At 66.3% G+C, this 21,668-nt stretch carries 23 protein-coding genes and 2 pseudogenes; 11 read left to right on the forward strand and 14 right to left on the reverse strand.

Annotation, left to right across the window (positions count from 1 at the left end):
• Positions 1–122 precede the first annotated feature (122 nt).
• From ACXMYJ_RS24135 to ACXMYJ_RS24145, 3 genes are all read right to left on the reverse strand, one after another.
• The gene (locus tag ACXMYJ_RS24135) at positions 123–824 is read right to left on the reverse strand and encodes an ABC transporter ATP-binding protein (RefSeq protein ID WP_260751322.1); all 702 of its coding nucleotides are present in this window, start codon (positions 822–824) and stop codon (positions 123–125) included.
• Positions 821–1,270 carry a hypothetical protein gene (locus ACXMYJ_RS24140; protein ID WP_396885454.1) on the reverse strand — a complete coding sequence of 150 codons (450 nt, stop codon included), beginning with the start codon at positions 1,268–1,270 and terminating at the stop codon, positions 821–823. The genes ACXMYJ_RS24135 and ACXMYJ_RS24140 overlap by 4 nt, the downstream gene beginning before the upstream one ends.
• Before the next feature lie 135 nt (positions 1,271–1,405).
• Positions 1,406–2,110 (reverse strand): LysR substrate-binding domain-containing protein, encoded by a 705-nt coding sequence (locus ACXMYJ_RS24145; protein WP_260751320.1) that lies wholly within the window; start codon positions 2,108–2,110, stop codon positions 1,406–1,408.
• Between the two features lie 41 nt (positions 2,111–2,151).
• Between ACXMYJ_RS24145 and ACXMYJ_RS24150 the strand changes: the two genes are divergently transcribed.
• Positions 2,152–2,532 (forward strand): DUF5997 family protein, encoded by a 381-nt coding sequence (locus tag ACXMYJ_RS24150; RefSeq protein WP_260751319.1) that lies wholly within the window; start codon positions 2,152–2,154, stop codon positions 2,530–2,532.
• A gap of 82 nt (positions 2,533–2,614) precedes the next feature.
• On the opposite strand, the gene ACXMYJ_RS24155 is transcribed toward ACXMYJ_RS24150, so the two are convergent.
• The 5 genes from ACXMYJ_RS24155 to ACXMYJ_RS24175 form a co-directional block, all read right to left on the reverse strand.
• Positions 2,615–2,779: a hypothetical protein gene (locus ACXMYJ_RS24155; RefSeq protein WP_260751318.1), complete on the reverse strand. Its 165-nt coding sequence runs from the start codon at positions 2,777–2,779 to the stop codon at positions 2,615–2,617.
• Positions 2,780–3,423: 644 nt separating this feature from the next.
• Positions 3,424–5,592 carry a class 1b ribonucleoside-diphosphate reductase subunit alpha gene (nrdE, locus tag ACXMYJ_RS24160; RefSeq protein WP_460359059.1) on the reverse strand — a complete coding sequence of 723 codons (2,169 nt, stop codon included), beginning with the start codon at positions 5,590–5,592 and terminating at the stop codon, positions 3,424–3,426.
• On the reverse strand, positions 5,559–6,029 hold the full coding sequence (gene nrdI, locus ACXMYJ_RS24165) for a class Ib ribonucleoside-diphosphate reductase assembly flavoprotein NrdI (protein ID WP_460359060.1): 471 nt from the start codon (positions 6,027–6,029) through the stop codon (positions 5,559–5,561). Before nrdI ends, nrdE begins: the two co-directional genes overlap by 34 nt.
• 77 nt (positions 6,030–6,106) lie before the next feature.
• On the reverse strand, positions 6,107–6,361 hold the full coding sequence (locus tag ACXMYJ_RS24170; protein ID WP_260751315.1) for a redoxin NrdH: 255 nt from the start codon (positions 6,359–6,361) through the stop codon (positions 6,107–6,109).
• Between the two features lie 572 nt (positions 6,362–6,933).
• The gene (locus ACXMYJ_RS24175; RefSeq protein WP_460359061.1) at positions 6,934–7,485 is read right to left on the reverse strand and encodes an NAD(P)H-dependent oxidoreductase; all 552 of its coding nucleotides are present in this window, start codon (positions 7,483–7,485) and stop codon (positions 6,934–6,936) included.
• A gap of 86 nt (positions 7,486–7,571) precedes the next feature.
• On the opposite strand from ACXMYJ_RS24175, the gene ACXMYJ_RS24180 reads away from it, so the two are divergent.
• The 4 genes from ACXMYJ_RS24180 to ACXMYJ_RS24195 are packed head-to-tail and all read left to right on the forward strand — an operon-like array spanning position 7,572 to position 11,198.
• A complete protein-coding gene (locus ACXMYJ_RS24180) occupies positions 7,572–8,189 on the forward strand; it encodes a TetR/AcrR family transcriptional regulator (RefSeq protein WP_460359062.1) in 618 nt (205 codons plus the stop codon).
• Complete coding sequence (locus ACXMYJ_RS24185) at positions 8,186–9,250, forward strand: DNA polymerase IV (protein WP_460359063.1); 1,065 nt, start codon at positions 8,186–8,188, stop codon at positions 9,248–9,250. The genes ACXMYJ_RS24180 and ACXMYJ_RS24185 overlap by 4 nt, the downstream gene beginning before the upstream one ends.
• A gap of 28 nt (positions 9,251–9,278) precedes the next feature.
• Positions 9,279–9,995 carry a GAF domain-containing protein gene (locus tag ACXMYJ_RS24190; RefSeq protein ID WP_460359064.1) on the forward strand — a complete coding sequence of 239 codons (717 nt, stop codon included), beginning with the start codon at positions 9,279–9,281 and terminating at the stop codon, positions 9,993–9,995.
• A gap of 36 nt (positions 9,996–10,031) precedes the next feature.
• Positions 10,032–11,198, forward strand: coding sequence for an AAA family ATPase (locus ACXMYJ_RS24195; protein WP_260751306.1), 1,167 nt, complete (start codon positions 10,032–10,034; stop codon positions 11,196–11,198).
• A gap of 4 nt (positions 11,199–11,202) precedes the next feature.
• Here ACXMYJ_RS24195 and ACXMYJ_RS24200 read toward each other — a convergent pair whose 3' ends face one another.
• The gene (locus ACXMYJ_RS24200; RefSeq protein WP_260751303.1) at positions 11,203–12,075 is read right to left on the reverse strand and encodes an SDR family oxidoreductase; all 873 of its coding nucleotides are present in this window, start codon (positions 12,073–12,075) and stop codon (positions 11,203–11,205) included.
• 60 nt (positions 12,076–12,135) lie between these two features.
• Positions 12,136–12,429: pseudogene (locus ACXMYJ_RS24205) on the reverse strand (transposase); the annotation flags it as partial.
• A 100-nt stretch (positions 12,430–12,529) separates the two neighbouring features.
• On the opposite strand from ACXMYJ_RS24205, the gene ACXMYJ_RS24210 reads away from it, so the two are divergent.
• From ACXMYJ_RS24210 to ACXMYJ_RS24225, 4 genes are all read left to right on the forward strand, one after another.
• On the forward strand, positions 12,530–13,078 hold the full coding sequence (locus ACXMYJ_RS24210) for a transposase family protein (protein WP_460359065.1): 549 nt from the start codon (positions 12,530–12,532) through the stop codon (positions 13,076–13,078).
• Positions 12,967–13,818 carry an ISL3 family transposase gene (locus tag ACXMYJ_RS24215; RefSeq protein ID WP_460359066.1) on the forward strand — a complete coding sequence of 284 codons (852 nt, stop codon included), beginning with the start codon at positions 12,967–12,969 and terminating at the stop codon, positions 13,816–13,818. Before ACXMYJ_RS24210 ends, ACXMYJ_RS24215 begins: the two co-directional genes overlap by 112 nt.
• A gap of 531 nt (positions 13,819–14,349) precedes the next feature.
• Entirely contained in the window at positions 14,350–15,441 is a 1,092-nt protein-coding gene (locus ACXMYJ_RS24220) for a hypothetical protein (protein WP_318996496.1), read from the forward strand.
• Positions 15,442–15,539: 98 nt separating this feature from the next.
• Positions 15,540–16,196 carry a transposase gene (locus ACXMYJ_RS24225; RefSeq protein ID WP_260751297.1) on the forward strand — a complete coding sequence of 219 codons (657 nt, stop codon included), beginning with the start codon at positions 15,540–15,542 and terminating at the stop codon, positions 16,194–16,196.
• Positions 16,197–16,221: 25 nt separating this feature from the next.
• On the opposite strand, the pseudogene ACXMYJ_RS24230 reads toward ACXMYJ_RS24225, so the two are convergent.
• Positions 16,222–16,816, reverse strand: a pseudogene (locus ACXMYJ_RS24230) (IS5 family transposase); the annotation flags it as partial.
• 46 nt (positions 16,817–16,862) lie between these two features.
• On the reverse strand, positions 16,863–17,498 hold the full coding sequence (locus ACXMYJ_RS24235; RefSeq protein ID WP_260751296.1) for a TetR/AcrR family transcriptional regulator: 636 nt from the start codon (positions 17,496–17,498) through the stop codon (positions 16,863–16,865).
• Between the two features lie 127 nt (positions 17,499–17,625).
• Between ACXMYJ_RS24235 and ACXMYJ_RS24240 the strand changes: the two genes are divergently transcribed.
• Positions 17,626–19,107: a cytochrome P450 gene (locus tag ACXMYJ_RS24240; protein ID WP_460359067.1), complete on the forward strand. Its 1,482-nt coding sequence runs from the start codon at positions 17,626–17,628 to the stop codon at positions 19,105–19,107.
• Between the two features lie 73 nt (positions 19,108–19,180).
• Here ACXMYJ_RS24240 and ACXMYJ_RS24245 read toward each other — a convergent pair whose 3' ends face one another.
• Positions 19,181–19,630: a homocitrate synthase gene (locus ACXMYJ_RS24245; protein WP_460359068.1), complete on the reverse strand. Its 450-nt coding sequence runs from the start codon at positions 19,628–19,630 to the stop codon at positions 19,181–19,183.
• A gap of 204 nt (positions 19,631–19,834) precedes the next feature.
• On the opposite strand from ACXMYJ_RS24245, the gene ACXMYJ_RS24250 reads away from it, so the two are divergent.
• A complete protein-coding gene (locus tag ACXMYJ_RS24250; protein ID WP_460359069.1) occupies positions 19,835–20,599 on the forward strand; it encodes a sulfite exporter TauE/SafE family protein in 765 nt (254 codons plus the stop codon).
• On the opposite strand, the gene ACXMYJ_RS24255 is transcribed toward ACXMYJ_RS24250, so the two are convergent.
• A complete protein-coding gene (locus ACXMYJ_RS24255) occupies positions 20,600–21,652 on the reverse strand; it encodes a phosphotransferase family protein (protein WP_460359070.1) in 1,053 nt (350 codons plus the stop codon).
• Between the last annotated feature and the right edge of the window lie 16 nt (positions 21,653–21,668).

The raw sequence follows: 21,668 nt of genomic DNA on the forward strand, positions 1-21,668 counted from the left end.
GCCTGGCTCTACATCCTCTGGCACTGCTGGCACGACGAAGTCGCCTACGATCCCACCCAACACAGGGCCCTCCAAAAGCTGATCAACCAGGATCAACCCAGGGCGGCTTGACACAGGGCAACTCATGCGTACATCGCCGCATCGAGCAGTGCCGATTCCAACCAATCGCGCGGTTCGTAGCCGGTGGGTATGACGTCATCGAGGGCACCGTGTACTCGCGGACGGCCGCTGTCGAGCAGCAGCACGTGATCGGCGGACAGCACGACTTCGGCGAGCAGATGCGTCGCTACGACCACCGCACACCCGTCGTCGGAGAGTCGTCGGAGAAGCCCACGGAACCAGACGATCCCGGGGACGTCGAGGCCGTTGAGCGGTTCGTCGAACAGCAACGCCCGTGGCCGGCACAACAGCGCGCCCGCGATGGACAGCCGCTGCCTGGCGCCCAGCGACAGCGCGCCGATCCGCTCCCGGCGCTGCGTATAAAGCCCGGTTTCCTCCAGAACGTCGGTGACCCTGTCCGCCGCAGCACCGGCGAGCGCAGCCAGCCACCTGAGGTGCCGCACGACCGTCTGGCGCGGATCGAGCGCGCCGGGGCCGAGGTGAACACCGACCTGATCGGGGTCCCCGTTGGGCGGGCGACCGTTCACCGTGACGGTGCCGCGGTCCGGGCGATCCAGTCCCGCGATCAGCCGCAGAAGCGTGGTCTTGCCTGCTCCATTGAGGCCCAGCAGTGCCGTCACCGTACCTGCCGGAAGCTCGACGGAGACGCCGTCGAGCACCAGTGTGGAGCCGAAACTCTTGGCGAGAAACGATGTTTCGATCATTCGAAGTTGCACGGGACCGGCAGGCCGATCGTCTTGATGCCGTTGCACAGTGATTTGCTCGCCAGCTTCCACCGGCCGTCGATACGCCGCCATTCGGCGACGACCTGCACGGTCGGCGCACCCTGCCGACTCGCGTTGATCACCGCGGTGTGCCTGTCCGGCTCGTGGGTCTCGGGGCCGGTGACCATGCTCGACCCTCTGGGCGGCCGAAAGAAGCCGACGCGGTAGATCATCTTCGGCACCACGACGGCGCGCGAACCGCCCTCCAGTTGCGCGGCCTTGACGTCATCCGGGGCGGGCGAGGCGACCAGGAGACGAATCTGTGCGTCGAGTTCTGCCAGCGAGGGCACCTCGGAGATGATCGCGAAGTCATCTGCTGCCATCGGGTCGGCGTGAACCGCGGGATCGGCAGTCGCAGCGGGCGCTGTGACCGTCGCCAACGCCATGGCGACCGAGGCCGTCACCGCCGCCTGGGTCGCGGGTAGCCGTCGGGCCATGTCTCACCCCTAATTAACCGGAAAACTTTCCGCTTAATGTAGGAGCACACGCCGATAGAGGCAAGCCTTACCTTGGACCATGGGTCAGCGACGGCCGCGCCCGGGCTTGCGCGTGACTTTCCCCGCGGCGGCGCGGGCTGCCTGTTTGGCCAGCGTCTTCTCCCGCGCCGTCCGCTTGCGCTCCGGTGCGGCCTGCCCGCGGGACGAGCCGGGTTTGCGACCGCGCACGATCCCGATGAACTCCTCGAGGATTTCCGACTGTGGTCCCTCGGGGAAGGCGAGCGCCACCGAGCAGGTCGGAGCGCCGACCACGGGTCGATACGTGAGGTCCTTGCGGTGATGCAGCCGGGCCAGCGACTGAGGCAGGAGGAGCACCCCGAGCCCAGCTGCGACGAGTTCCGTTGCCGCTTCGGTGGTTTTGGGCCGATGCTCGACGGGGTCACCGGGCGCGTGCGGCCAGTCCACGACGGTGTCCAGCGGAGTCAGGATGGCTTCGTCGAGCAACTCACCCGGGTCGACCTCGTTGGCCGCGGTCAGCACGTGCTCGACCGGCACCACCACGACCGTCGTCTCTTCGTACAGCGGGATGACGGCGAGACCCGAAAGGTCGGCGGGCAATCGCAGCACCGCGACGTCGACGCTGCCGTCTCGGACCGCGGCGACGGCGTCGGCGGCGGTGACACTGCGCAGGTGCAGCGGCACCTCCGGGTGGCGGTCCGTCCAGGTTCGCGCCCATTTTCCCGGCGTCGCACCCGGGACGTATCCGAGGGTCAGCGAGGGCCGGGTCACCGCATCAGGCTACCGGCGGGTGTCGTCGTTAAGCTCTAGCCATGAGCAGGCCGAACGCGCAGTCCATGAAGCCCGCGACCGCGGCGAAGAAGCTGGACGTCTACCTGCCCGCGACGCCCGAGGACTTCCAGCAGAATCCGATCACCCGCGCCGAGCTGGCCGCGCTGCAGGACGACCCGCCGCAGTGGCTGACCGATCTGCGCAAGAACGGGCCGCACCCGAAGAACCTCGTCGCTGCCAAGCTCGGCGTCTCGATCGCGGCGTTGGCCCGCAACGACGTCGACGGTGCGCTCACCACCGAGCAGATCAACGCCCTGCTCGAAGAGAAGCCCGAATGGCTGACGGCCGAACGCGAGAGCTACCAGGCGGTGCTCCGCGAGCAACGTCGCCTCAAGTCTCTACGAGCGGAACGCGACAGCTGAGCCGCCGCCGACTTTGGGCCTTATGCGCGCATGATCACCAGATCGCGTATCTAAGGCCCACAGTCAGGCGCTGGCGCCTTGCTTAAAGGCCGAACAGATCGTTGAGCCGATCAAAAAACCGGTCAATGCGCTGCTCGAACCAAGTGCCGTTCACCCACTTCTTCCAGGCATAGATCGCCGCGAAAATCACCAGCACGATCCCGAATACCAGCACGATGATCAGGACAACTTCGGCCGTGGTCGACACCAAGGAGCCTTTTGGCTCACAAACCCATCCGAGACGCTGTCAGAGCGGCTAGGGATGGACAAGTACAGGCTGAACCATCAAGCTACGTTCACGCCAGCAGTCAAAGTTTGTCAGTCATCACATGTTGACGCTTCCTGCGGCATATGCGTAGCCAGCCAATTTGCCGCCCCAACGTACGTGGTTCCACAGACGAACTCAGCGTTATCGAGCGCGGCGCTAGCCCGCGCTTCGATATGGGTTCGGCGCACAGTCATCTGCAGAAATACCTGCCTCAGCCGCGGCTTCACGTGTCAGGACCCCTGTCGAGGCGTCGCCGTTAGGCAAGCGATTCCATCCACGATCGAGATTGCCGGTTCTGTAAGCATTTACAAGGTCCAATACGTCGACAGTTAGGTGGTGGTGGCTGCAAAGCGCGCGCGTGTTGATGAATACCTCGTGGACGTCACTTCTCGAACACCGAATGTACGCACATAGTGCTTCTGCGTTAGGCAACCCATCTACGGCGCTCAGGGCCCGCACGCTTCCGCGAAAGCCGGCCAGCTTGAGCCGCTTTCGCAGTTCAGGTACGCCGAGTATAAACAGCGGACTGTCACCTTGATCACTCATGATCATCCTTCACCAATACTTGTCTCAGTCGTATCGCCCTACAGCATGCAGCTGACGCAACCCTCGACCTCGGTGCCTTCGAGGGCCATCTGGCGCAGCCGGATGTAGTACAGCGTCTTGATGCCCTTGCGCCACGCGTAGATCTGCGCCTTGTTCACGTCGCGGGTGGTGGCGGTGTCCTTGAAGAACAGCGTCAGGCTCAATCCCTGGTCGACGTGCTGGGTGGCTGCGGCGTAGGTGTCGATGACCTTCTCGTAGCCGATCTCGTACGCGTCCTGGTAGTACTCCAGGTTGTCGTTGGTCATGTAGGGCGCCGGGTAATAGACCCGCCCGATCTTGCCTTCCTTGCGGATCTCGACCTTGCTGGCGATCGGGTGGATCGAGCTCGTCGAATGGTTGATGTAGGAGATCGAGCCCGTCGGGGGGACGGCCTGCAGGTTCTGGTTGTAGATGCCGTGCTGCTGTACGGACTCCTTGAGCCGCGTCCAGTCCTGCTGATCGGGGATGCGGATGCCGGCATCGGCGAAAAGTTGACGCACCTTGTCGGTCTTGGGCTCCCACACGTGATCGGTGTACTTGTCGAAGAACTCCCCCGACGCGTACTTGGAGTTCTCGAAGCCCTTGAACGCCGTACCCCGCTCGATCGCAATGCGATTCGACGCGCGCAGCGCGTGGTAGAGCACCGTGTAGAAGTAGATGTTGGTGAAGTCCACGCCCTCGTCGGAGCCGTAGAAGATCCGCTCGCGCGCCAGATAGCCGTGCAGGTTCATCTGGCCGAGCCCGATCGCGTGAGAGTCATTGTTGCCCTGCTCGATCGAGGGCACCGACGTGATGCTGGTCTGGTCGCTCACCGCGGTCAGCGCCCGGATCGCCACCTCGATGGTCTGCGCGAAGTCCGGCGAATCCATCGCCTTGGCGATGTTCAGCGACCCGAGGTTGCAGGAGATGTCCTTGCCGACCTTCTTGTAGGACAAGTCGTCGTTGAACTCCGACGGCGTCGAGACCTGCAGGATCTCCGAGCACAAGTTCGAATGCGTGATCTTGCCCGCGATGGGATTGGCCCGGTTCACCGTGTCCTCGAACATGATGTACGGGTAGCCCGACTCGAACTGCAGCTCGGCCAGGGTCTGGAAGAACTCGCGCGCCTTGATCTTGGTCTTGCGGATCCGCGCGTCGTCGACCATCTCGTAATACTTCTCGGTGACCGAGATGTCGGCGAACGGAACGCCGTAGACCCGCTCGACGTCGTACGGCGAGAACAGATACATGTCCTCGTTCTTCTTGGCCAGCTCGAAGGTGATGTCGGGAATCACCACGCCCAGGCTCAGCGTCTTGATCCGGATCTTCTCATCCGCGTTCTCCCGCTTGGTGTCCAGGAAGCGGTAGATGTCGGGATGGTGGGCATGCAGGTACACCGCGCCGGCACCCTGGCGGGCGCCGAGCTGGTTGGCGTAGGAGAACGAGTCCTCCAGCAGCTTCATGATCGGGATGACGCCGGAGCTCTGGTTCTCGATGTTCTTGATCGGCGCGCCGTGCTCGCGAATGTTGGTCAGCAGCAACGCGACTCCGCCACCGCGCTTGGACAGCTGCAGCGCCGAGTTGATCGAGCGGCCGATCGACTCCATGTTGTCCTCGATGCGCAGCAGGAAGCAGCTCACCGGCTCGCCGCGCTGCTTCTTGCCCGAGTTCAGGAATGTCGGGGTGGCCGGCTGGAACCTGCCGTCGATGATCTCGTCGACGAGCTTCTCGGCCAGCGTGGTGTCGCCGGCGGCCAGGGTCAGCGCCACCATCACCACGCGGTCCTCGAAGCGCTCCAGGTAACGCTTCCCGTCGAAGGTCTTGAGCGTGTAGGACGTGTAGTACTTGAACGCGCCGACGAACGTCGGGAACCGGAACTTCTTGGCGTACGCGCGATCCAGCAACTCCTTGACGAAGTTGCGCGAGTACTGGTCGAGCACCTCGCGCTCGTAGTACTCCTTCTCGATCAGGTAGTCGAGCTTCTCATCCTGACTGTGGAAGAACACCGTGTTCTGGTTGACGTGCTGCAAGAAATACTCGCGCGCCGCCTGCACGTCCTTGTCGAACTGAATCTTGCCGTCGGCGTCGTACAGATTCAGCATCGCGTTGAGCGCGTGGTAATCCGTCTCCCCCGGAAGCGCGTGCGCGCCGGTGGTTACAGGTTCTGCAGCTGTGACGGTTGGTGACACGTCTGGTCCTTCCGGGCGTCGGCCCAAAAATCACTCAGGCCCGCACGGACGGCGAACACGTCGTCCGTGGTTCCCATGAGTTCGAATCGGTACAGGAAAGGGACGCCACACTTACGGGAGACGACGACCCCCGCGTATCCGAATTCGGCGCCGAAGTTGGTGTTGCCCGCGGCGATGACGCCGCGGATCAACGACCGGTTGTGTTCGTTGTTGAGGAAGGCGATCACCTGCTTGGGCACGTAGCCCCCGCGATCGGGATCGGGACCATTGGCGTGCCCGCCACCGTAGGTGGGCAGCACCAGCACGTAGGGCTCTCGGACGACCTCGGGGTCCTCGATGCGCCCGTGGATCGGAATCCGGGTGGCCGGAATCTCCAGCTTCTGAACGAAGCGGTGCGTGTTCTCCGAGACGCTGGAGAAGTAGACGAGATTGCTCATGCTGACCCCCTCCGCTTCCGGTCTGTCCGATCCCGATTACCCGCGTACTGCTCAGTGGTGGCCGGTGGCCACCCCCGTCATGCCGTTGCGCTGACGGCGCCTGCCAGCGCCTTGATCCGGTCGGGACGGAAGCCCGACCAGTGGTCGTTGCCCGCGACCACAACCGGTGCCTGCAGGTAGCCCAGGGCCATCACGTAGTCGCGGGCCTCGTTGTCCAGGCTGATGTCGACGACGTCGTAGGCGATGCCCGCCTTGTCCAGGGCCTTGTAGGTGGCGTTGCACTGCACGCAGGCCGGCTTGGTGTACACGGTGACGGGTGCTGGCTGAGTCATCTGCGGTACGGCTCCTAACGCCAAGGTGGGGCAAAACGGGCTGGCAACTGCTTCGGTGGTGCTTCTCGCTGTTATCAGCGGTCCGACAGCGCCTGAAATTCCAGGCCGTCCGGGCCGAGTGCCGGTGTATCGGGAACCCGACGGCGCCGGAACTTCTGGCTCCGGCCGACCCCACATCTAGGGGGTCCGTCGGTGTTCGAAACACTACACCTAGTGTCCGACATTCAGAAGGGATACAAGATGTTCTGAATGACATTTCTGAAATTCCCAGGTCGTAAGCACTTCGGAGGCGCACGGACCGGCGTGTCGCATGTCACATCGGCGTGTCGCGGCGCAACGGATGGCATGACACCCTGACTACCAGGGCCCACCGACAACTCATGCGGGGCCCGAACCCGGCTGAGAAGCACTCAGCAAACACCAGAGACCACTCTTGGACGGTCGGGACAGAGGGCACACCTGCACCGCCGCCCGCGACAGCCCAATCGCGCCCGCGGTGCCGCAATCGCCGGGCTTGCCGGCGAGTACCCCTGCCCGGCGTCGGCCGATCTGCGGTCGCTCCCGCGACCCGTTCAGGCGATCTCGGCGACCAGCTTGCCCACGATGTCGCGCAGGCGGCCCGCCACCTCCGCGTTCTCCCGCGGGTGCTTGCCGTCGAGCGTCTTGGTGGGGATCGACAGGTCGAGATCCTCGACCACGCGCGGGCCTGCGATGCCGAACGACTTCCTGGTCTCGTCGTGCGCCCACACCCCGCCGTACTGCCCCAGTGCCGCACCGACGACCGCCAGCGGCTTGCCGTTGAGCGCGCCGTTGCCATAAGGGCGTGACAGCCAGTCGATCGCGTTCTTCAGCACGCCCGGAATGCTGCCGTTGTATTCGGGGGTGATCACGAGCGCGGCATCGGCCCGGGCGGCGGCGGCGCGCAGAGCGGCCACCGGTTCGACCACCTTGTCGTTGTCGATGTCCTCGTTGTAGAACGGCAGGTCGCCGAGTCGGTCGAACCATTCCAGCATCACACCGTCGGGAGCGCTCTCCACAGCCAGTTCGGCCAGTTGCCGGTTCACCGATGCAGCCCGCAAGCTGCCCACCAGAACCAGTACGGTGTTGTTCGCGCCCTCGGTCATCGCGGCCCTCTCCTTGGTCTGTTCGATCCTTGCACCAACCAACCGGACCACAGTCCGTTCTATTCCGGCTGAGTTAAAGTTGCGAGGTGAGCGTGGCGGAGAACCGTAATGGCGCACCGGCGCTGCCGGTGAGCCGGCCGGGACCGTCCGAACGAGGCGATGCGGCGCGCAACCGGGCGCTGCTCATCGACGCGGCGCGTCGGCTGGTCGACGAACACGGCGCCGAGGCTGTCACCACCGACGACATCGCCGCGGCCGCCGGAGTGGGCAAAGGCACCCTTTTCCGCCGGTTCGGCAGCCGCGCGGGACTGATGATCGTCCTGCTCGACGAAGCGGAGAAGGCCCAGCAGGAGGCCTTCCTGTTCGGCCCGCCCCCGCTGGGACCGCAGGCTCCCCCGCTGCAGCGCCTGACGGCCTACGGCAGGGAGCGCCTCAAATTCGTCGACGCCCACCACGCGCTGCTCGCCGACGTCAGCCGCGATCCTCAGATGCGGTTCAACGCGCCGATGACGCTGCACCACAGCCATATCCGCCATCTTCTCGAATCCGCCGGAACCACAGGCGACCTCGACTCCCAGGCCAGCGCACTGCTGGCACTGCTCGACGCCGACTACGTGCACCACCAGATCCACGACCGGCACCGCACCCTCGACGAACTCGGGGATGCGTGGGAGACCGTGGCGCGCAAACTCTGCGGCTCGTGACCGCATCCGGGACCACCGCCGGCAGGCAGTGGATCCTGCACGTCGACCTCGACCAGTTCCTCGCCTCAGTCGAGCTGCGCCGACATCCCGAGCTCGTCGGGCTGCCGGTGATCGTCGGCGGCAGCGGCGACCCCACCGAACCGCGCAAAGTGGTCACCTGCGCGTCCTATGAAGCGCGCGAATTCGGTGTGCACGCCGGGATGCCGTTGCGCTCCGCGGCCCGCCGGTGTCCCGACGCCACGTTCCTGCCCTCCGACCCGGACGCCTACAACGCGGCCTCCGAACAAGTGATGAACCTGCTGCGCGACCTCGGCCACCCCGTGGAGGTGTGGGGCTGGGACGAGGCCTACCTCGGAGCGCAGGTGGACGACCCCGTCGCCCTGGCCCATCGGATCCAGCGGGTGATCTCGACCGAGACGGGCTTGTCGTGCTCGGTGGGCATCAGCGACAACAAGCAGCGCGCCAAAGTGGCCACCGGTTTCGGTAAGCCCGCGGGTGTGCACGCCCTCACCGACGACAACTGGATGCTCACCATGGGTGACCGTCCGGTCGACGCGCTGTGGGGGGTAGGCCCCAAGACCGCGAGAAAGCTTGCCGCCATGGATATCTCGACGGTGGCTGAGCTGGCGCGCACCGACCCGGCGGAGCTCACCGCCGCGTTCGGTCCGACGACCGGTCTGTGGATCCTGCTGCTGGCCAAGGGGGGCGGTGACTCCACCGTCAGCGCCGAACCGTGGGTGCCGCGCTCGCGCAGTCACGTCGTCACCTTTGCGCGCGACATCGCCGAGCGCGACGAGATGGCCGCGGCCGTCGTGGATCTGGCGCAGCGCACGCTGGCCGAGGTCGTCGAGCAGCAGCGCATCGTCACCCGCGTGGCGGTCACCGTGCGCACCAGCACCTTCTACACCCGCACCAAGATCCGCAAGCTCGCCGCGCCGACCACCGACCGTGATCCCGTGGTAGCCACCGCGCTCGAGCTCCTCGAGCAGTTCGATCTCGACCGTCCGGTGCGGCTACTCGGCGTGCGCCTGGAGCTGGTCATGCCCGATTCGGGGAAGTGAACTCCGCCCCCGCGATACGGTGGCGCCCATGCAGTTCACGGTGCCGGGGTTCGACGAGTGGATGAGCGACGCACTCTCCCGGGAGGCGACCGAGGCCGGCGAGAGCGTCGGCGTGTTCGTCAGCCGGGCGGTCGCCGCCCGGATGGCCGTCGAACGGGCCAGGCGCGGCGACCAGGGCCTGCACGAACTGCTCATCCGCATCCGCGAGTCCGGTCTGCAGCCCCCTGATCGGATCGACGACGCGGCCGCCGGGTCGGTGATGTCCGACCCGGAACGGCTGGATGCGCTCTATGAGACCGGGATGCTGAACGCCGAACGCGCGCGGAGCCTGGACCGGGTGGTCGAGATGGTGGTCGCGGCGTTGGCGGTGCCGTGCGCCGCAGTGACCCTGGTCGATCGGGACACCCAGTACATGTGCAGCGCGATCGGCCTCACCGGCGACCTGGCGGTCACCCGGAAAGGATCCGTGGAAGGCTCGCTGGGCCGCGAGATCGTCATCTCCGGCAGACCGCTCGTCGTGGAGGACGCGCGGCAGGAACCGCTCCTGAGCGACCACAACGCGGTGCGTGAGGGCTTGGTGGTCGCCTACGCGGGTTTCCCGTTGACCGATGCCCAGGGCCACACGATCGGCACGTTGAGCGCTTGGGACCTTCATCCCCGCCGGTGGACGTCGGGCCACCTGCAAGTGCTGGAGGATTTCGTCGTGATGATCCGCGCCCGGATCTTCGGTATCCCCCCGGACTGAATCGGCTCGTCGGCCGGTAGCAATACGCTCGGACGCATGCTCGGGACTGTCGCGATCCGCGGATACCGCTCGCTGCGCGAACTCGTGCTGCCGCTGCGCCGGCTGACCGTCATCACCGGCGCCAACGGCACCGGAAAGTCGTCGTTGTATCGCGCGCTGCATCTGCTCGCCGACTGCGGCCGCGGCGAGGTGATCGCGTCGTTCGCCCGCGAGGGCGGGGTGGAATCGGCGATGTGGGCGGGCCCGGAACATCTGGGCGGCGCGCGGCGCACCGGCACCGCGCAGGGCGGCCCGCGCACCCGCTCGGTGTCCATCGAGATGGGTTACGCATCAGACGATTTCGGATACCTGATCGACCTGGGCCTGCCGCAGGCAGGCGGGACGGCGTTCACCCGGGATCCGGAGGTCAAGCGGGAGTTGGTGTTCGCCGGACCGGTGGCCCGCCCTGCCGCCACCCTGGTGCGCCGCGTGCGTGGTCTGGTCGAGGTGGCCGCCGAGAGCGGCCGGGGTTTCGACGCGCTCACCCGCAACCTTCCTGCTCATCGGAGCGTGCTGGCCGATTGGGCCGCTGCGGTGCCCGAGTTGGTGGGTGTCCGGGAACGGTTGCGGGACTGGCGGTTCTACGACGGCTTCCGCGCCGACAGTGGCGCTCCCGCGCGCCGGCCCCAGGTGGGAACCCGGACGCCGGTGCTCGCCGACGACGGCGCCGACCTGGCCGCGGCGGTCCAGACGATCCTTGAGACGGGCACAGATGATCTCGCGCGCGCGGTCGCCGAGGCGTTCGACGGCGCGACGGTGTCGGTCGCGGTCACCGACGGTCTCTTCGACCTGAACCTGCATCAGCGCGGTATGCTGCGCCCACTGCGCAGCGCCGAGATCTCCGACGGCACACTGCGATTCCTGCTGTGGGCGGCGGCACTGCTCAGCCCCAACCCGCCGTCGTTGATGGTCCTCAACGAGCCGGAGACCTCACTGCATCCCGACCTGGTGCGCCCGCTGGCCGATCTCATCGCGGCCGCTGCGGAGCGCACGCAGGTCATCGTGGTGACGCACTCCGCGGCGCTGCGCAACCACCTGGGCGCCGAGCCGATCGGATCGGACGGTGACGCCTGGGAGATCGAGCTCTACAAGGACTGGGGCGAGACCAAGGTCGCCGAGCAGGGCCTGCTCACCACCCCACCGTGGGCATGGGGCACCCGCTGAAAGGTCAGCCGCGCTTGACCTTCGGCCGCAGCGCCCGGCTGAACAGGATGTTCACCTGCTTCATGGCGAGACTGTAGGGCCACCACATCGTCCGCTTGAAGAGGTACAGCGCCCGGATGTCGTTGGACGTGTACACCAGATAGCGGTTCTTGAGCACACCGTCGAGGATCGTCTCCGCGGCCGCCTCCGGCGACACGGCGTGCCCCGAGAAACGACCGGTCCACTTCTGGACGTTGGGGTCGTCGCGGTCGACGCCGGCGATGTGCACGCTATCCACCAGTGGGGTCCGCACCGCGCCCGGCACCACCACCGACACCCCGATGCGGTGCCGCGCGAGGTCGAATCGCAACACCTCGGACAAGCCCCGCAGCCCGTACTTGCTCGCGCTATATGCCGCATGCCAGGGCAGCGCCACGATGCCGGCGGCCGAGGACACGTTGACCAGGTGGCCGCCGCGGCGGGCCTGGACCATCGGGGGCACGAAGGTCTCGATGACATGTATCGGACCCATGAGGTTGACGTCCACCATCGACTTCCAGTCGCGATGGGTCAGCTTGTCCACGGTGCCCCAGGCCGAGATCCCGGCGATGTTCATGACGACGTCCATCGCCGGATGCGCGGCGTGGACGTCGGCGCCGAAGGCCGCCACCGCGTCGTGGTCGGAGATGTCCAAGGCGCGGTGCGCCGAGACGACACCCCCCAGCGCGCGGGCGTCGGCGACGGTCAGCTCCAGCTTGTCGGCGTCCCGGTCGGTCAGGAACAGCTCAGCGCCGTGGGCAGCCAGCCTGAGTGCGGTCGCACGCCCGATCCCGCTGGCGGCGCCGGTGATCAGACACCGCTTGCCGGCGAACCCGTCGATTCTGTTCCCCTTGGCCATGGGGAACGACACTACGGCGGAAGCGTCGCCGACCGCCGCGGCGGGGTTAGGTAGTGTCTGTTAATTGCGGACGCGGTGATAGATGATGATCGCAGCTAGGGTGACGCCCCCGAGGTAGCTCAGCGCGTATTTGTCGTATCGGGTGGCGATACCTCGCCAGTGCTTGAAGCGGTTGAAGGATCGCTCGACGGTGTTGCGGTGCTTATAGATTCGCCCGGAGAACGCCGGTGGCCGTCCACCTTTGCTTCCCCGGCTCTTTCGGCGGGCGATCTGGTCGCTGCGCTCGGGAATGGTGTGGGCGATTTTGAGCTGGCGCAGTCGGGCTCGGGTCGAGTCATGGGAGTACGCCTTATCGGGCTCTTCGCGCTTGAGCGGGGTGCCCGGTAGTTGATGGGGCTCGTGGCCCCGACATGCTGTTGGTCTCTCACAACGCGACAACAGCGAGGCCACGAGCATGAACGAGGGTACGTCAGTGCTGCTCGGGCTGGAGGACGAGTTCACCGTCCTGCAGCTCGAACGAATCGATGCCGACACGGTGCGTGTCGGCATCGAGGTCATCGACCCGGAGGGCGCCTGCCCCGAGTGCGGGGTGCTCACCTCAAGGATCAAGGAGCGGCCACTGGTTCGAGTCAAGGACTTGCCTGCCTCCGGCCAAAGAACTGATCTGTGGTGGCTCAAACGGCGCTTGGTGTGCCGCGAACCGGCCTGTGGGACAGCGACATTCACGCAGCAGTCCCGCGCTGTGCCGGCACGGTCGCGGCTCACGACCCGGCTACGAGAGAAGATCGGTTCGGCGATCGCGTCGGGCAACCGCGCCGTCAGCGAGGTCGCTAGCGAGTACCAGGTGGCGTGGTCGACCGCGCACCGGGCGCTCATCGCACTGGCCAACCAGTGGCTGCCCGAGCCGGAACCCACCCGCGTGCTCGGCATCGACGAGACCCGCGCCCGGTCGGTGCGCTGGGTGCTCGAAGAGGCCGCTGGACACGGTCGAACCCGTGGATGACCTCGTTCGTCAACGCCGACCCCACCCTGCCCGGGCACCTTCTCGGGCTGACCCCGGGACGCTCCGGGGCGTGCGTGATCGACTGGCTCGCGCTGCAGACACCCGCGTTCCGGGCCGGCATCGACCTGGTCGTGATCGACCCGTCCGCGCCGTACGCGGGCGGGATCCGCACCGCCCTGCCGGACGCGCGGATCGCAGTCGACAAGTGGCATCTCGTCGCCCTCGCCAACCTCATGGTCACCCAGGTCCGTCAACGGATCACCCGGCAACTGCACGGCCGCCGCGGCACCGCCACCGACAAAGTCTGGGCCAGCCGGCAACTGCTGCTCATCGGCTACGAGCACCTCACCGTGAAGCAAAAGGCCCGGTTCAACGCCGCCCTCGCCGCCGAGGATCCGACCAACGAGATCGCCGCCGCGCATGCCGTCAAGGAACGCCTGCGCCTGCTGCTGGCCGAACACCAGCCGCACCAGATCCGGCGCAGGCTGTACGACTTCTACGACGCCGCCGCCCGCGCCGACATGGAGGAAACCAGCCGCCTGGCGACCACGATCGACACCTGGTGGCCAGCGGTGCTCGTCGCGCTCACCGAGGACGTGACCAACGCCCGCACCGAGGGCTTCAACCGGATCATCAAGCAAACCAAGCGTGTCGGATGCGGCTTCACCAACATGGACAACTACCGAAGGCGCATCATGGTCCACATCGCCCTCACCCGAGGGCAGAGACCAGCAGCATGAAATCAGCACACGCCCCGCTCAAATGCGGAGAGCCCCTTATCTCTGCAGTAAACGCCCGGCCCGTCTTCGGCGCGCCTCGTGCCACACATGCCTTCCCGCTCGGGTTGCGGCGGGCCATAATTCGCCTTTCACGTGCCCGGCTTGCCGTCTTCGGAGCTGGGCCTTGACACCCCTGCACCGGGTACCCCCGCATCAGTACCGCACCTGCCGCTGGGCAGTCGATGCATCACCTGTCCGAACGGAATCGACCGGCCCCACGCTGATCACTGCTCCCACACCGCCGAAGCACTTCAACCGATCCGTCACTGCAGCATCATCGAGAAGCCGTCCTCGACACCGGCAGGTCCCGGGCCCGCTGGCTGTGATGTCTTCGCGCTGGCGGCGTCGGCGGGGAGAGGATTTCGCAGTGAGCAGCACCGCTCTCTCCGGGATCGAGGCGACCACCGAATCCGGCCCGCGGTGCTGCACGAAACCTTGGGGGCTCCATCGAGCCAGTGGCAATCCGGCCCGTGGTTGCCTCACCATGGAGCGATGACTGCTGAGCGTTGCCGATCCACCCCCGATCCTGCCGAACCCCTTTCCGATGCCGAGCTGCTCATCGGCCTGGTGGTCTCACCATCCCTGAGTGCGATGCTCGGCCCCGAGGTCACCACCTCGGTGCGCAAGATTTTGGTGCAGCGGTATCCGGGAGTGCGCTGGCAACTGAAGATGGCCGAAGACCGGCTGGTCGATCCACCCACCGAGACCTTGGACCTGCTGGAGGCGGCCCGAAACCGCGTGCTGGAGGAGAACTGGGATTTGGCCGTGGTGCTCACCGAGATCCCCCTGAAGACCGGCCGACGTCCGGTGCTCACCCAGCTCAGCCCCGTGCACGGGGTAGGACTGGTCTCCGTCCCAACCCTGGGAGCCGTGCACGTGCGGCAGAAGGTGCAAGAGACCACCGTGCACGTGGTCGGGCAGCTCCTGGGCTACGACGCCGAAGACCTCAACGCCCAGCGGGATCTTGCTCGAAGAGCCCACCAGCTGTCCACCGATCTCGACGAACGCCCGGACGACAACGTCGTGCAGTTCACGGCCCGAGTGCTGAGCGGCAACGTGCGGTTGCTGCTGGGCATGATCCGCGCCAACCAGCCTTGGGCCTTCGTGGCCCGGCTCTCCCGGGCGATGGTCGTGGCAGCGGCCACCGGCATGCTGACATTGGTGGCCTCGGACCTATGGGTACTGGCCATGGCCTACTGGCCGGTGCGCCTGGTCCTGCTGGCGGTGATGGCGATCGGGGCGGTGAGTGCCACCCTGATCCTGGGAGCCGACTTGTGGGAGCGCCCACGGCGGCGAGCCCAACGTGAGCAGGTGATCCTGTTCAATTTGGCCACCACCGCGACCGTGGCCATCGGGGTTGTGGTGTTCTACCTCGGCTTATTCATCCTGTCCTGGGTCGGCGCGCTGCTGCTCATCGACGAGCAGGTACTGGCCGGTGTCGCCGGTCACCCAGTGAACGCTTTGGACTACGCGAAGATCAGCTGGCTCACCGCCAGCCTGGCCACCGTGGGCGGAGCACTAGGAGCTGGACTGGAGGACGACGATGTGGTGCGCGCCGCTGCCTACACCCGGTCCAGCACCTGACACAGCCCCAGCACAGAAGAAACTGAAACATCTACGCGTTGATGCCACGTCTATGCAGGTGTCATTGCCGGTCGCGATGACTTGGTGGGCTCAGCGCAGTGCGCTGCCTCGTACTCGGCGGGTGGGGCGTTGCCGAGGCGGGTGTGCGGGCGGGCGACTGTTGTACCTGTCGATCCGGGATCCGCACCGCCCTGCCGGACGCGCGGATCGCAGTCGACAAGTGGCATCTCGTCGCCCTCGCCAACCTCATGGTCACCCAGGTCCGTCAACGGATCACCCGGCAACTGCACGGCCGCCGCGGCACCGCCACCGACAAAGTCTGGGCCAGCCGGCAACTGCTGCTCATCGGCTACGAGCACCTCACCGTGAAGCAAAAGGCCCGGTTCAACGCCGCCCTCGCCGCCGAGGATCCGACCAACGAGATCGCCGCCGCGCATGCCGTCAAGGAACGCCTGCGCCTGCTGCTGGCCGAACACCAGCCGCACCAGATCCGGCGCAGGCTGTACGACTTCTACGACGCCGCCGCCCGCGCCGACATGGAGGAAACCAGCCGCCTGGCGACCACGATCGACACCTGGTGGCCAGCGGTGCTCGTCGCGCTCACCGAGGACGTGACCAACGCCCGCACCGAGGGCTTCAACCGGATCATCAAGCAAACCAAGCGTGTCGGATGCGGCTTCACCAACATGGACAACTACCGAAGGCGCATCATGGTCCACATCGCCCTCACCCGAGGGCAGAGACCAGCAGCATGAAATCAGCACACGCCCCGCTCAATGCGGAGAGCCCCTTATCGGCGAGTAGCCGAAACTTTGGGCCCTGATGGGCAGTCAGCAGTGGCCACAGCATCGGGTTGTCGCCGGCTTGCCCCGGCGACAGTGCCATGGTGACCGCGCTGCAGCGTTGATCGGCCAGCGCGTGGATCTTCGTTGTCAGCCCGCCGCGTGAACGGCCGATGGCATGGCCATCGGGCTCATCGGGGTGTTTGTTGTAATTCGACAGATCCCCCTGTGTGGCGACCAGGGCGGGCACCAGCGGCATGCTGATGTACACGCACGCTGGTCGAATCCACCGCCAGCAGCAGTTCGACTAGCTCAGCGTCAGCGTCATCGACATCGATGTCACGGGAGATCGCTGCGAAGATCTGCGCGTAGGTGCCGTCGGTGGACCACCGCAGGTGACGTTCAGCCACCGACTGCCAGGCGCCGAACTGCGCGGGCAGATCGCGCCACGGAGATCCAGTCCGGTAACGCCAGATAATTCCTTCCAGCGTCACCCGATGATCGTTCCACGGCCGCCCGCGCCGTCGACCCGAAGGCAGTACCGGCTCAATCACCGACCACAAGTCATCAGAAATCACATCAGTCCGTAACACTTAAACAGCATCAGGCACAACATCGTTCACATTAAGCAGACACGCCCTAGTCCGCGGTGAGCCTGTCGCCGCCCCACAGGCCGGTCAACCACATCCGTTCCACGATGTCGACCGCGCGGGCGGGATCCTCGCCCCGGCCGATGAACGCGCTGTCGTGGGACAGCGTCATCGCCGTCACCGCGATCAGGGTGCGCACCAGCGCCGGCAGGTCATCGGAGATCGGGCGCGCGCCGGAGTCGTGTTCGACCAGTCCGACGATCTTGTCCACCACCGAGTCCTGGAAGTCGTCCATGATCTCGCGGATCTGGGCGTCGGTGTTGCGGGCCAGGTTGCACGCGCCCATGATCGGGTCGTTTCTGGAGTACACCGTGGCGGCGTAGCCAACCATGCGCCGGGCGAACTCCGACGGCGACTCGGTGAGCTCGCGGGGTGCGAAGTCGTGGGTCAGCTGATCCAGCTCGGCCATCGCCTCGGCCACGATCACCGCGAGCACCGCGTACTTCGAGTCGAAGTAGAAGTAGAAGCCGGACCGGGCCACCCCCGCCCGCTCGCTGATGGTGCTCACCGAGAGATCGGCGAAGGAGCCTTCCTGCAGCAGTTCGCGAACGGCGGTCACGATGGCGTCCCGCTGACGGTCACCTCTACTCCGGCGAAGGTCGGTGGCAGTGGGATCGGCCGTCATGCCTGTAAACCTTGGCATCACCACACCTCCGACACAAACCTAAGAAACTTGACAGCCGTCAAGAGTCTCGACCAGGATAGCGGCCAAAGTGACATCGACCACAGCCTTCGACTCCAGGAGCGTTCAAGTGCCGACAGTCTCGACCACAGATTATCTGCTCGACCAGGCCAAACGGCGGCTCAAGCCGACGCCGGTCACCATTCCGGGAATGGGCGCGGTGGAGAAGCGCCTCAAAGACAAGCAGTGGGACCAGTTCGTGCTCGCCGAGCCACCGGCCGGCAGCGAGTTGAAACCGATCCGCGGCGACGCCGGGCTGCCCATCATCGGGCACATGATCGAGATCTTCCGGGGTGGCCCCGACTTCATCCTGGAGATCTACCGCAAGCACGGGCCGGTGTACTTCGCCGAATCCCCCGCGCTCTCGTCGGTGATGGCGCTGGGCCCCGACGCGACCCAGGCGGTGTTCACCAACCGCAACAAGGATTTCTCCCAGCGAGCCTGGGACCCGGTCATCGGGCCGTTCTTCGAGGGCGGGCTGATGCTGCTCGATTTCGACGAGCACCTGTTCCACCGCCGAATCATGCAGGAGGCGTTCACCCGCACCCGGCTGACCGGCTACGTCTCGCACATCGATTCGGTGGCCTCGGCGGTGTTGGCCCACGACTGGGTGGCCAATGATCCGCGGTTCCTGTTCCATCCCGCGATCAAGGAGCTCACCCTCGACATCGCCTCCGAGGTGTTCATGGGTGTGCCGGCGGGAACCGACCGCGCCCTGGTCACGACCGTGAACCAGGCGTTCACCACGACAACGCGCGCCGGCAACGCGATTGTGCGCAAGCCGGTGCCGCCGCTGACGTGGTGGCGGGGCATCAAGGCGCGCAAGACGCTGGAGGACTACTTCTCCAGCCGGATCGGCGAGAAGCGGCGCTCGGAGAGCACCGACATGTTCAGCGTGCTGTGCCACTCCGCCGACGAAGACGGTCAGAGCTTCACCGACGACCAGATCGTCAGCCACATGATCTTCCTGATGATGGCTGCGCACGACACGTCGACGTCGACGATGACGACGATGGCTTACCACCTGGCCGCCAATCCGCAGTGGCAGGACCGGTTGCGCGAGGAGTCCGCGCGCATCGGCAACGGCCCGCTGGACATCGAGGCGTTGGAGAAGCTCGAGACCTACGACCTGGTGATCAACGAGTCGCTGCGGATGATGACGCCGCTGCCGTTCAACTTCCGCCAGGCTGTCCGCGACACCGACCTGCTGGGCTACTACATCCCGGCCGGCACCAACGTGGTCACGTGGCCGTCGATCAATCACCGGCTGCCCGAGCTGTGGACCGATCCCGACAAGTTCGATCCGGAACGGTTCGCCGAACCCCGCAACGAGCACAAGAAGCACCGGTATGCGTTCGCCCCGTTCGGCGGCGGCGCCCATAAGTGCATCGGCATGGTGTTCGGTCAGCTGGAGATCAAGACGGTCATGCACCGGCTGCTGCAGAACTACCGGCTCGAGCTGCCGCGCCCCGGTTACCAGCCGCGCTACGACTACGGCGGCATGCCGGTCCCGCTCGACGGTATGCCGATCGTGCTGCGCCCGCTGCACTGATTGCCCTTCCGCCGAAATTGCATTCCAGCAGCTCGCCGCTGGAAACTTCGGCTGCTGGAATGCAATTTCGGCGCTAACTGTCGGCCATCAGCCGGTTGGCGCACGCGACGACCGCGCGCAACGCCGACTCGGTCGGATCGTCGGACCACCCCATCGCCCACTGCGAGCTCTCGCCGTCGCTGCCCCGGATGAACGTCGCGGTGTGCTCACCGGCACGCAACTGGTGAAAGGCCGTCATCTCGACGGCAACGCCGTGCTCATAGAGCATCGCGGTCAGCGCGGCGACCGGACCGCACGCCGCCGCACGGGAGGTGCCGATGCGGTCTCCCAACCCCAAAGTCGCCTGGTAGTGGCGCACCTGCGGCCCCAGCCGTCGCTCACCGTCGACGCAGCACCACTGCCCCAGCCGCACCGGGCCGGACGCCGGCGCGTACTCGTGAAAGAACTCGTCGAACGACTTGGTCGCAGCCGGCTCGCGCAGCGCGCTCGGCAGGCGGCCGTCGATCACGGCGGCGAAGGTCATCGGTGCACCATCTGACGTGGAGATCGGGGAGTTCATGTGCCGGCCTTTTCGATCCGAGAGGAGCGACCGACAGAAGTAGCGACGACCCACAGCGGGGGGTCGGTCAGGATCAGACCCCGCTGCGGGTTGCTACTACGAGTCGCCTCGGCACGTCAGCGATGCTAGACCTCCGCCATCGCGTGGTGCAACCGGCACAATGTGCCGGTGTCCTGGTCGCAAGCGGTGCTGCTCTTCGCGGCCGGAATCGCCGGTGGATTGACCGGCAGCATCGCCGGACTGGCGTCCGTGGCGACCTATCCGGCTCTGCTACTGGTGGGGTTGCCTCCGGTGACGGCCAATGTCACCAACACCGTCGCGCTGGTCTTCAACGGCGTCGGGTCGATCCTGGGATCGCGGCCCGAGTTGGCCGGGCAGGGTGCGATGTTGAAGCGGGTGCTGCCGTTCGCCGCGGTCGGTGGGGTCGCCGGTGCGGTCCTGCTGTTGTCGACGCCGGCGGAGGGTTTCGAGAAGATCGTGCCGCTGCTGCTCGGGTTCGCGTCCCTGGCGATCCTGCTCCCGGTACGGCCGAGCCGGGACAGCCCGGGCGCGTCGCGGAATCGCCGTACCCTCACGCTCGCGCTGCAGGGTGTCGCGGTGTTCTCGATCTGCATCTATGGCGGCTATTTCGGCGCCGCGGCAGGGGTGCTGCTGCTGGCGCTGTTCCTGCGCCTCGGCGGCGAGACACTGGCCCATGCCAACGCAGGCAAGAACGTGGTCCTGGGTCTGGCCAACGGCGTCGCCGCGCTGATCTTCGCCGCGGTGGCGCCCGTGCAGTGGGTCGCGGTTCTCGTGCTGGGAGCCGGGTGCCTGCTCGGCTCCAGGCTCGGCCCGGTGGTGGTGCGGCACAGCCCGGACAAACCTCTCCGTATCGCGATCGGACTGGCCGGTGTCACCCTCGCGGTCAAGCTCGGGGTGGACGCCTACCGCTGATCACACGAATGGGTTGTCGCCCTTGGACACCCACGTTCCGAGCGCCATCAGGTTCTCCGCCGAGGCGTGCAACCGCTCCCCGGCCTCCGCGCTGGCCTGGCCGGCCAGATAGCGCGACCACGTACCCTCGATGACGATCGCGAGCTTGAAGCACGCCATCGCGACATACCAGTCCAGGCGTTCCGGGCGGCGCCCGCCCGCGCCCAGATACGCCTCGACGAGTTCGGGCCGCGTGGCCAGACCCCCGAGGGCGGCGAGGGCGGAACCGGCGTCGATCGGATTCGGCCCGTCCGGCCAGCAGACGAGCATCCACCCGAGATCGAGCAACGGGTCACCCACGGTGCACATCTCCCAGTCGATGAACGCCGCGAGTTTGGGGACGTCCCGACGCAGCAGCACGTTGTTCAGATGGCAGTCACCGTGCATGATCCCCGGCGCCGCATCCTCGGGTCGGCAGGTCTCCAGCCAGTCGGCCAGCGTGTGCACCGACGGGAACGACTCGGGCGAGTAGCGATCGTGCCGGTAGCTCTCCAGCAGCCGCATGAACTGCGGAACTTGGCGCGCGAGAAAGGATCCCGGTCGTTTGAGCGCTGCCAACGGGCTGCCCTCCCACGCCACCTTGCCCAATTCGGCCAGACTCGCCGCATATGACAGCCCCACGCGGTGCCGCATGCCGGCGTCGCGCACGTAGGCCTCATCGGCCTCGGTGCCCGGATTGAACCCGTCGATCGCCTCCATCAGGTAGAACACCACCCCGAGCACGTCGAGGTCCTCACACCCGGCGATCAGTTCCGGATGCGGCACCGCGGTGCCTTTCAGGGTCTGCAGCACGGCGATCTCGCGGCGCATGGTGTTGTCGCTGGTGGGTCTCGGGTGCTGCGGCGGCCGGCGCAACACCATCGGCCGCCCGTCCACCCGCAGCCGTACCACGATGTTCTGCGACCCACCGGTCAACGGGGTGACATCGGTGAGCGTCGACCCGATCCCGCTCCCCCGCACCCACTTCCGCAGCGCATCCTGTTCTGTCTCGGTCAGCGTCACGTCGACTGGCATGCCGCCATCGTCTCAG

The organism is Mycobacterium sp. ZZG, from assembly GCF_054786995.1.

Coding starts and splice junctions, on each gene's coding strand:
- ACXMYJ_RS24135 (WP_260751322.1), bottom strand. CDS start 824: ATGATCGAAACATCGTTTCTCGCCAAGAGTTTCGGCTCCACACTGGTG.
- ACXMYJ_RS24140 (WP_396885454.1), bottom strand. CDS start 1,270: ATGGCGTTGGCGACGGTCACAGCGCCCGCTGCGACTGCCGATCCCGCG.
- ACXMYJ_RS24150 (WP_260751319.1), top strand. CDS start 2,152: ATGAGCAGGCCGAACGCGCAGTCCATGAAGCCCGCGACCGCGGCGAAG.
- nrdI (WP_460359060.1), bottom strand. CDS start 6,029: ATGAGCAATCTCGTCTACTTCTCCAGCGTCTCGGAGAACACGCACCGC.
- ACXMYJ_RS24170 (WP_260751315.1), bottom strand. CDS start 6,361: ATGACTCAGCCAGCACCCGTCACCGTGTACACCAAGCCGGCCTGCGTG.
- ACXMYJ_RS24175 (WP_460359061.1), bottom strand. CDS start 7,485: ATGACCGAGGGCGCGAACAACACCGTACTGGTTCTGGTGGGCAGCTTG.
- ACXMYJ_RS24190 (WP_460359064.1), top strand. CDS start 9,279: ATGCAGTTCACGGTGCCGGGGTTCGACGAGTGGATGAGCGACGCACTC.
- ACXMYJ_RS24195 (WP_260751306.1), top strand. CDS start 10,032: ATGCTCGGGACTGTCGCGATCCGCGGATACCGCTCGCTGCGCGAACTC.
- ACXMYJ_RS24200 (WP_260751303.1), bottom strand. CDS start 12,075: ATGGCCAAGGGGAACAGAATCGACGGGTTCGCCGGCAAGCGGTGTCTG.
- ACXMYJ_RS24210 (WP_460359065.1), top strand. CDS start 12,530: ATGAACGAGGGTACGTCAGTGCTGCTCGGGCTGGAGGACGAGTTCACC.
- ACXMYJ_RS24220 (WP_318996496.1), top strand. CDS start 14,350: ATGACTGCTGAGCGTTGCCGATCCACCCCCGATCCTGCCGAACCCCTT.
- ACXMYJ_RS24235 (WP_260751296.1), bottom strand. CDS start 17,498: ATGACGGCCGATCCCACTGCCACCGACCTTCGCCGGAGTAGAGGTGAC.
- ACXMYJ_RS24245 (WP_460359068.1), bottom strand. CDS start 19,630: ATGACCTTCGCCGCCGTGATCGACGGCCGCCTGCCGAGCGCGCTGCGC.
- ACXMYJ_RS24255 (WP_460359070.1), bottom strand. CDS start 21,652: ATGCCAGTCGACGTGACGCTGACCGAGACAGAACAGGATGCGCTGCGG.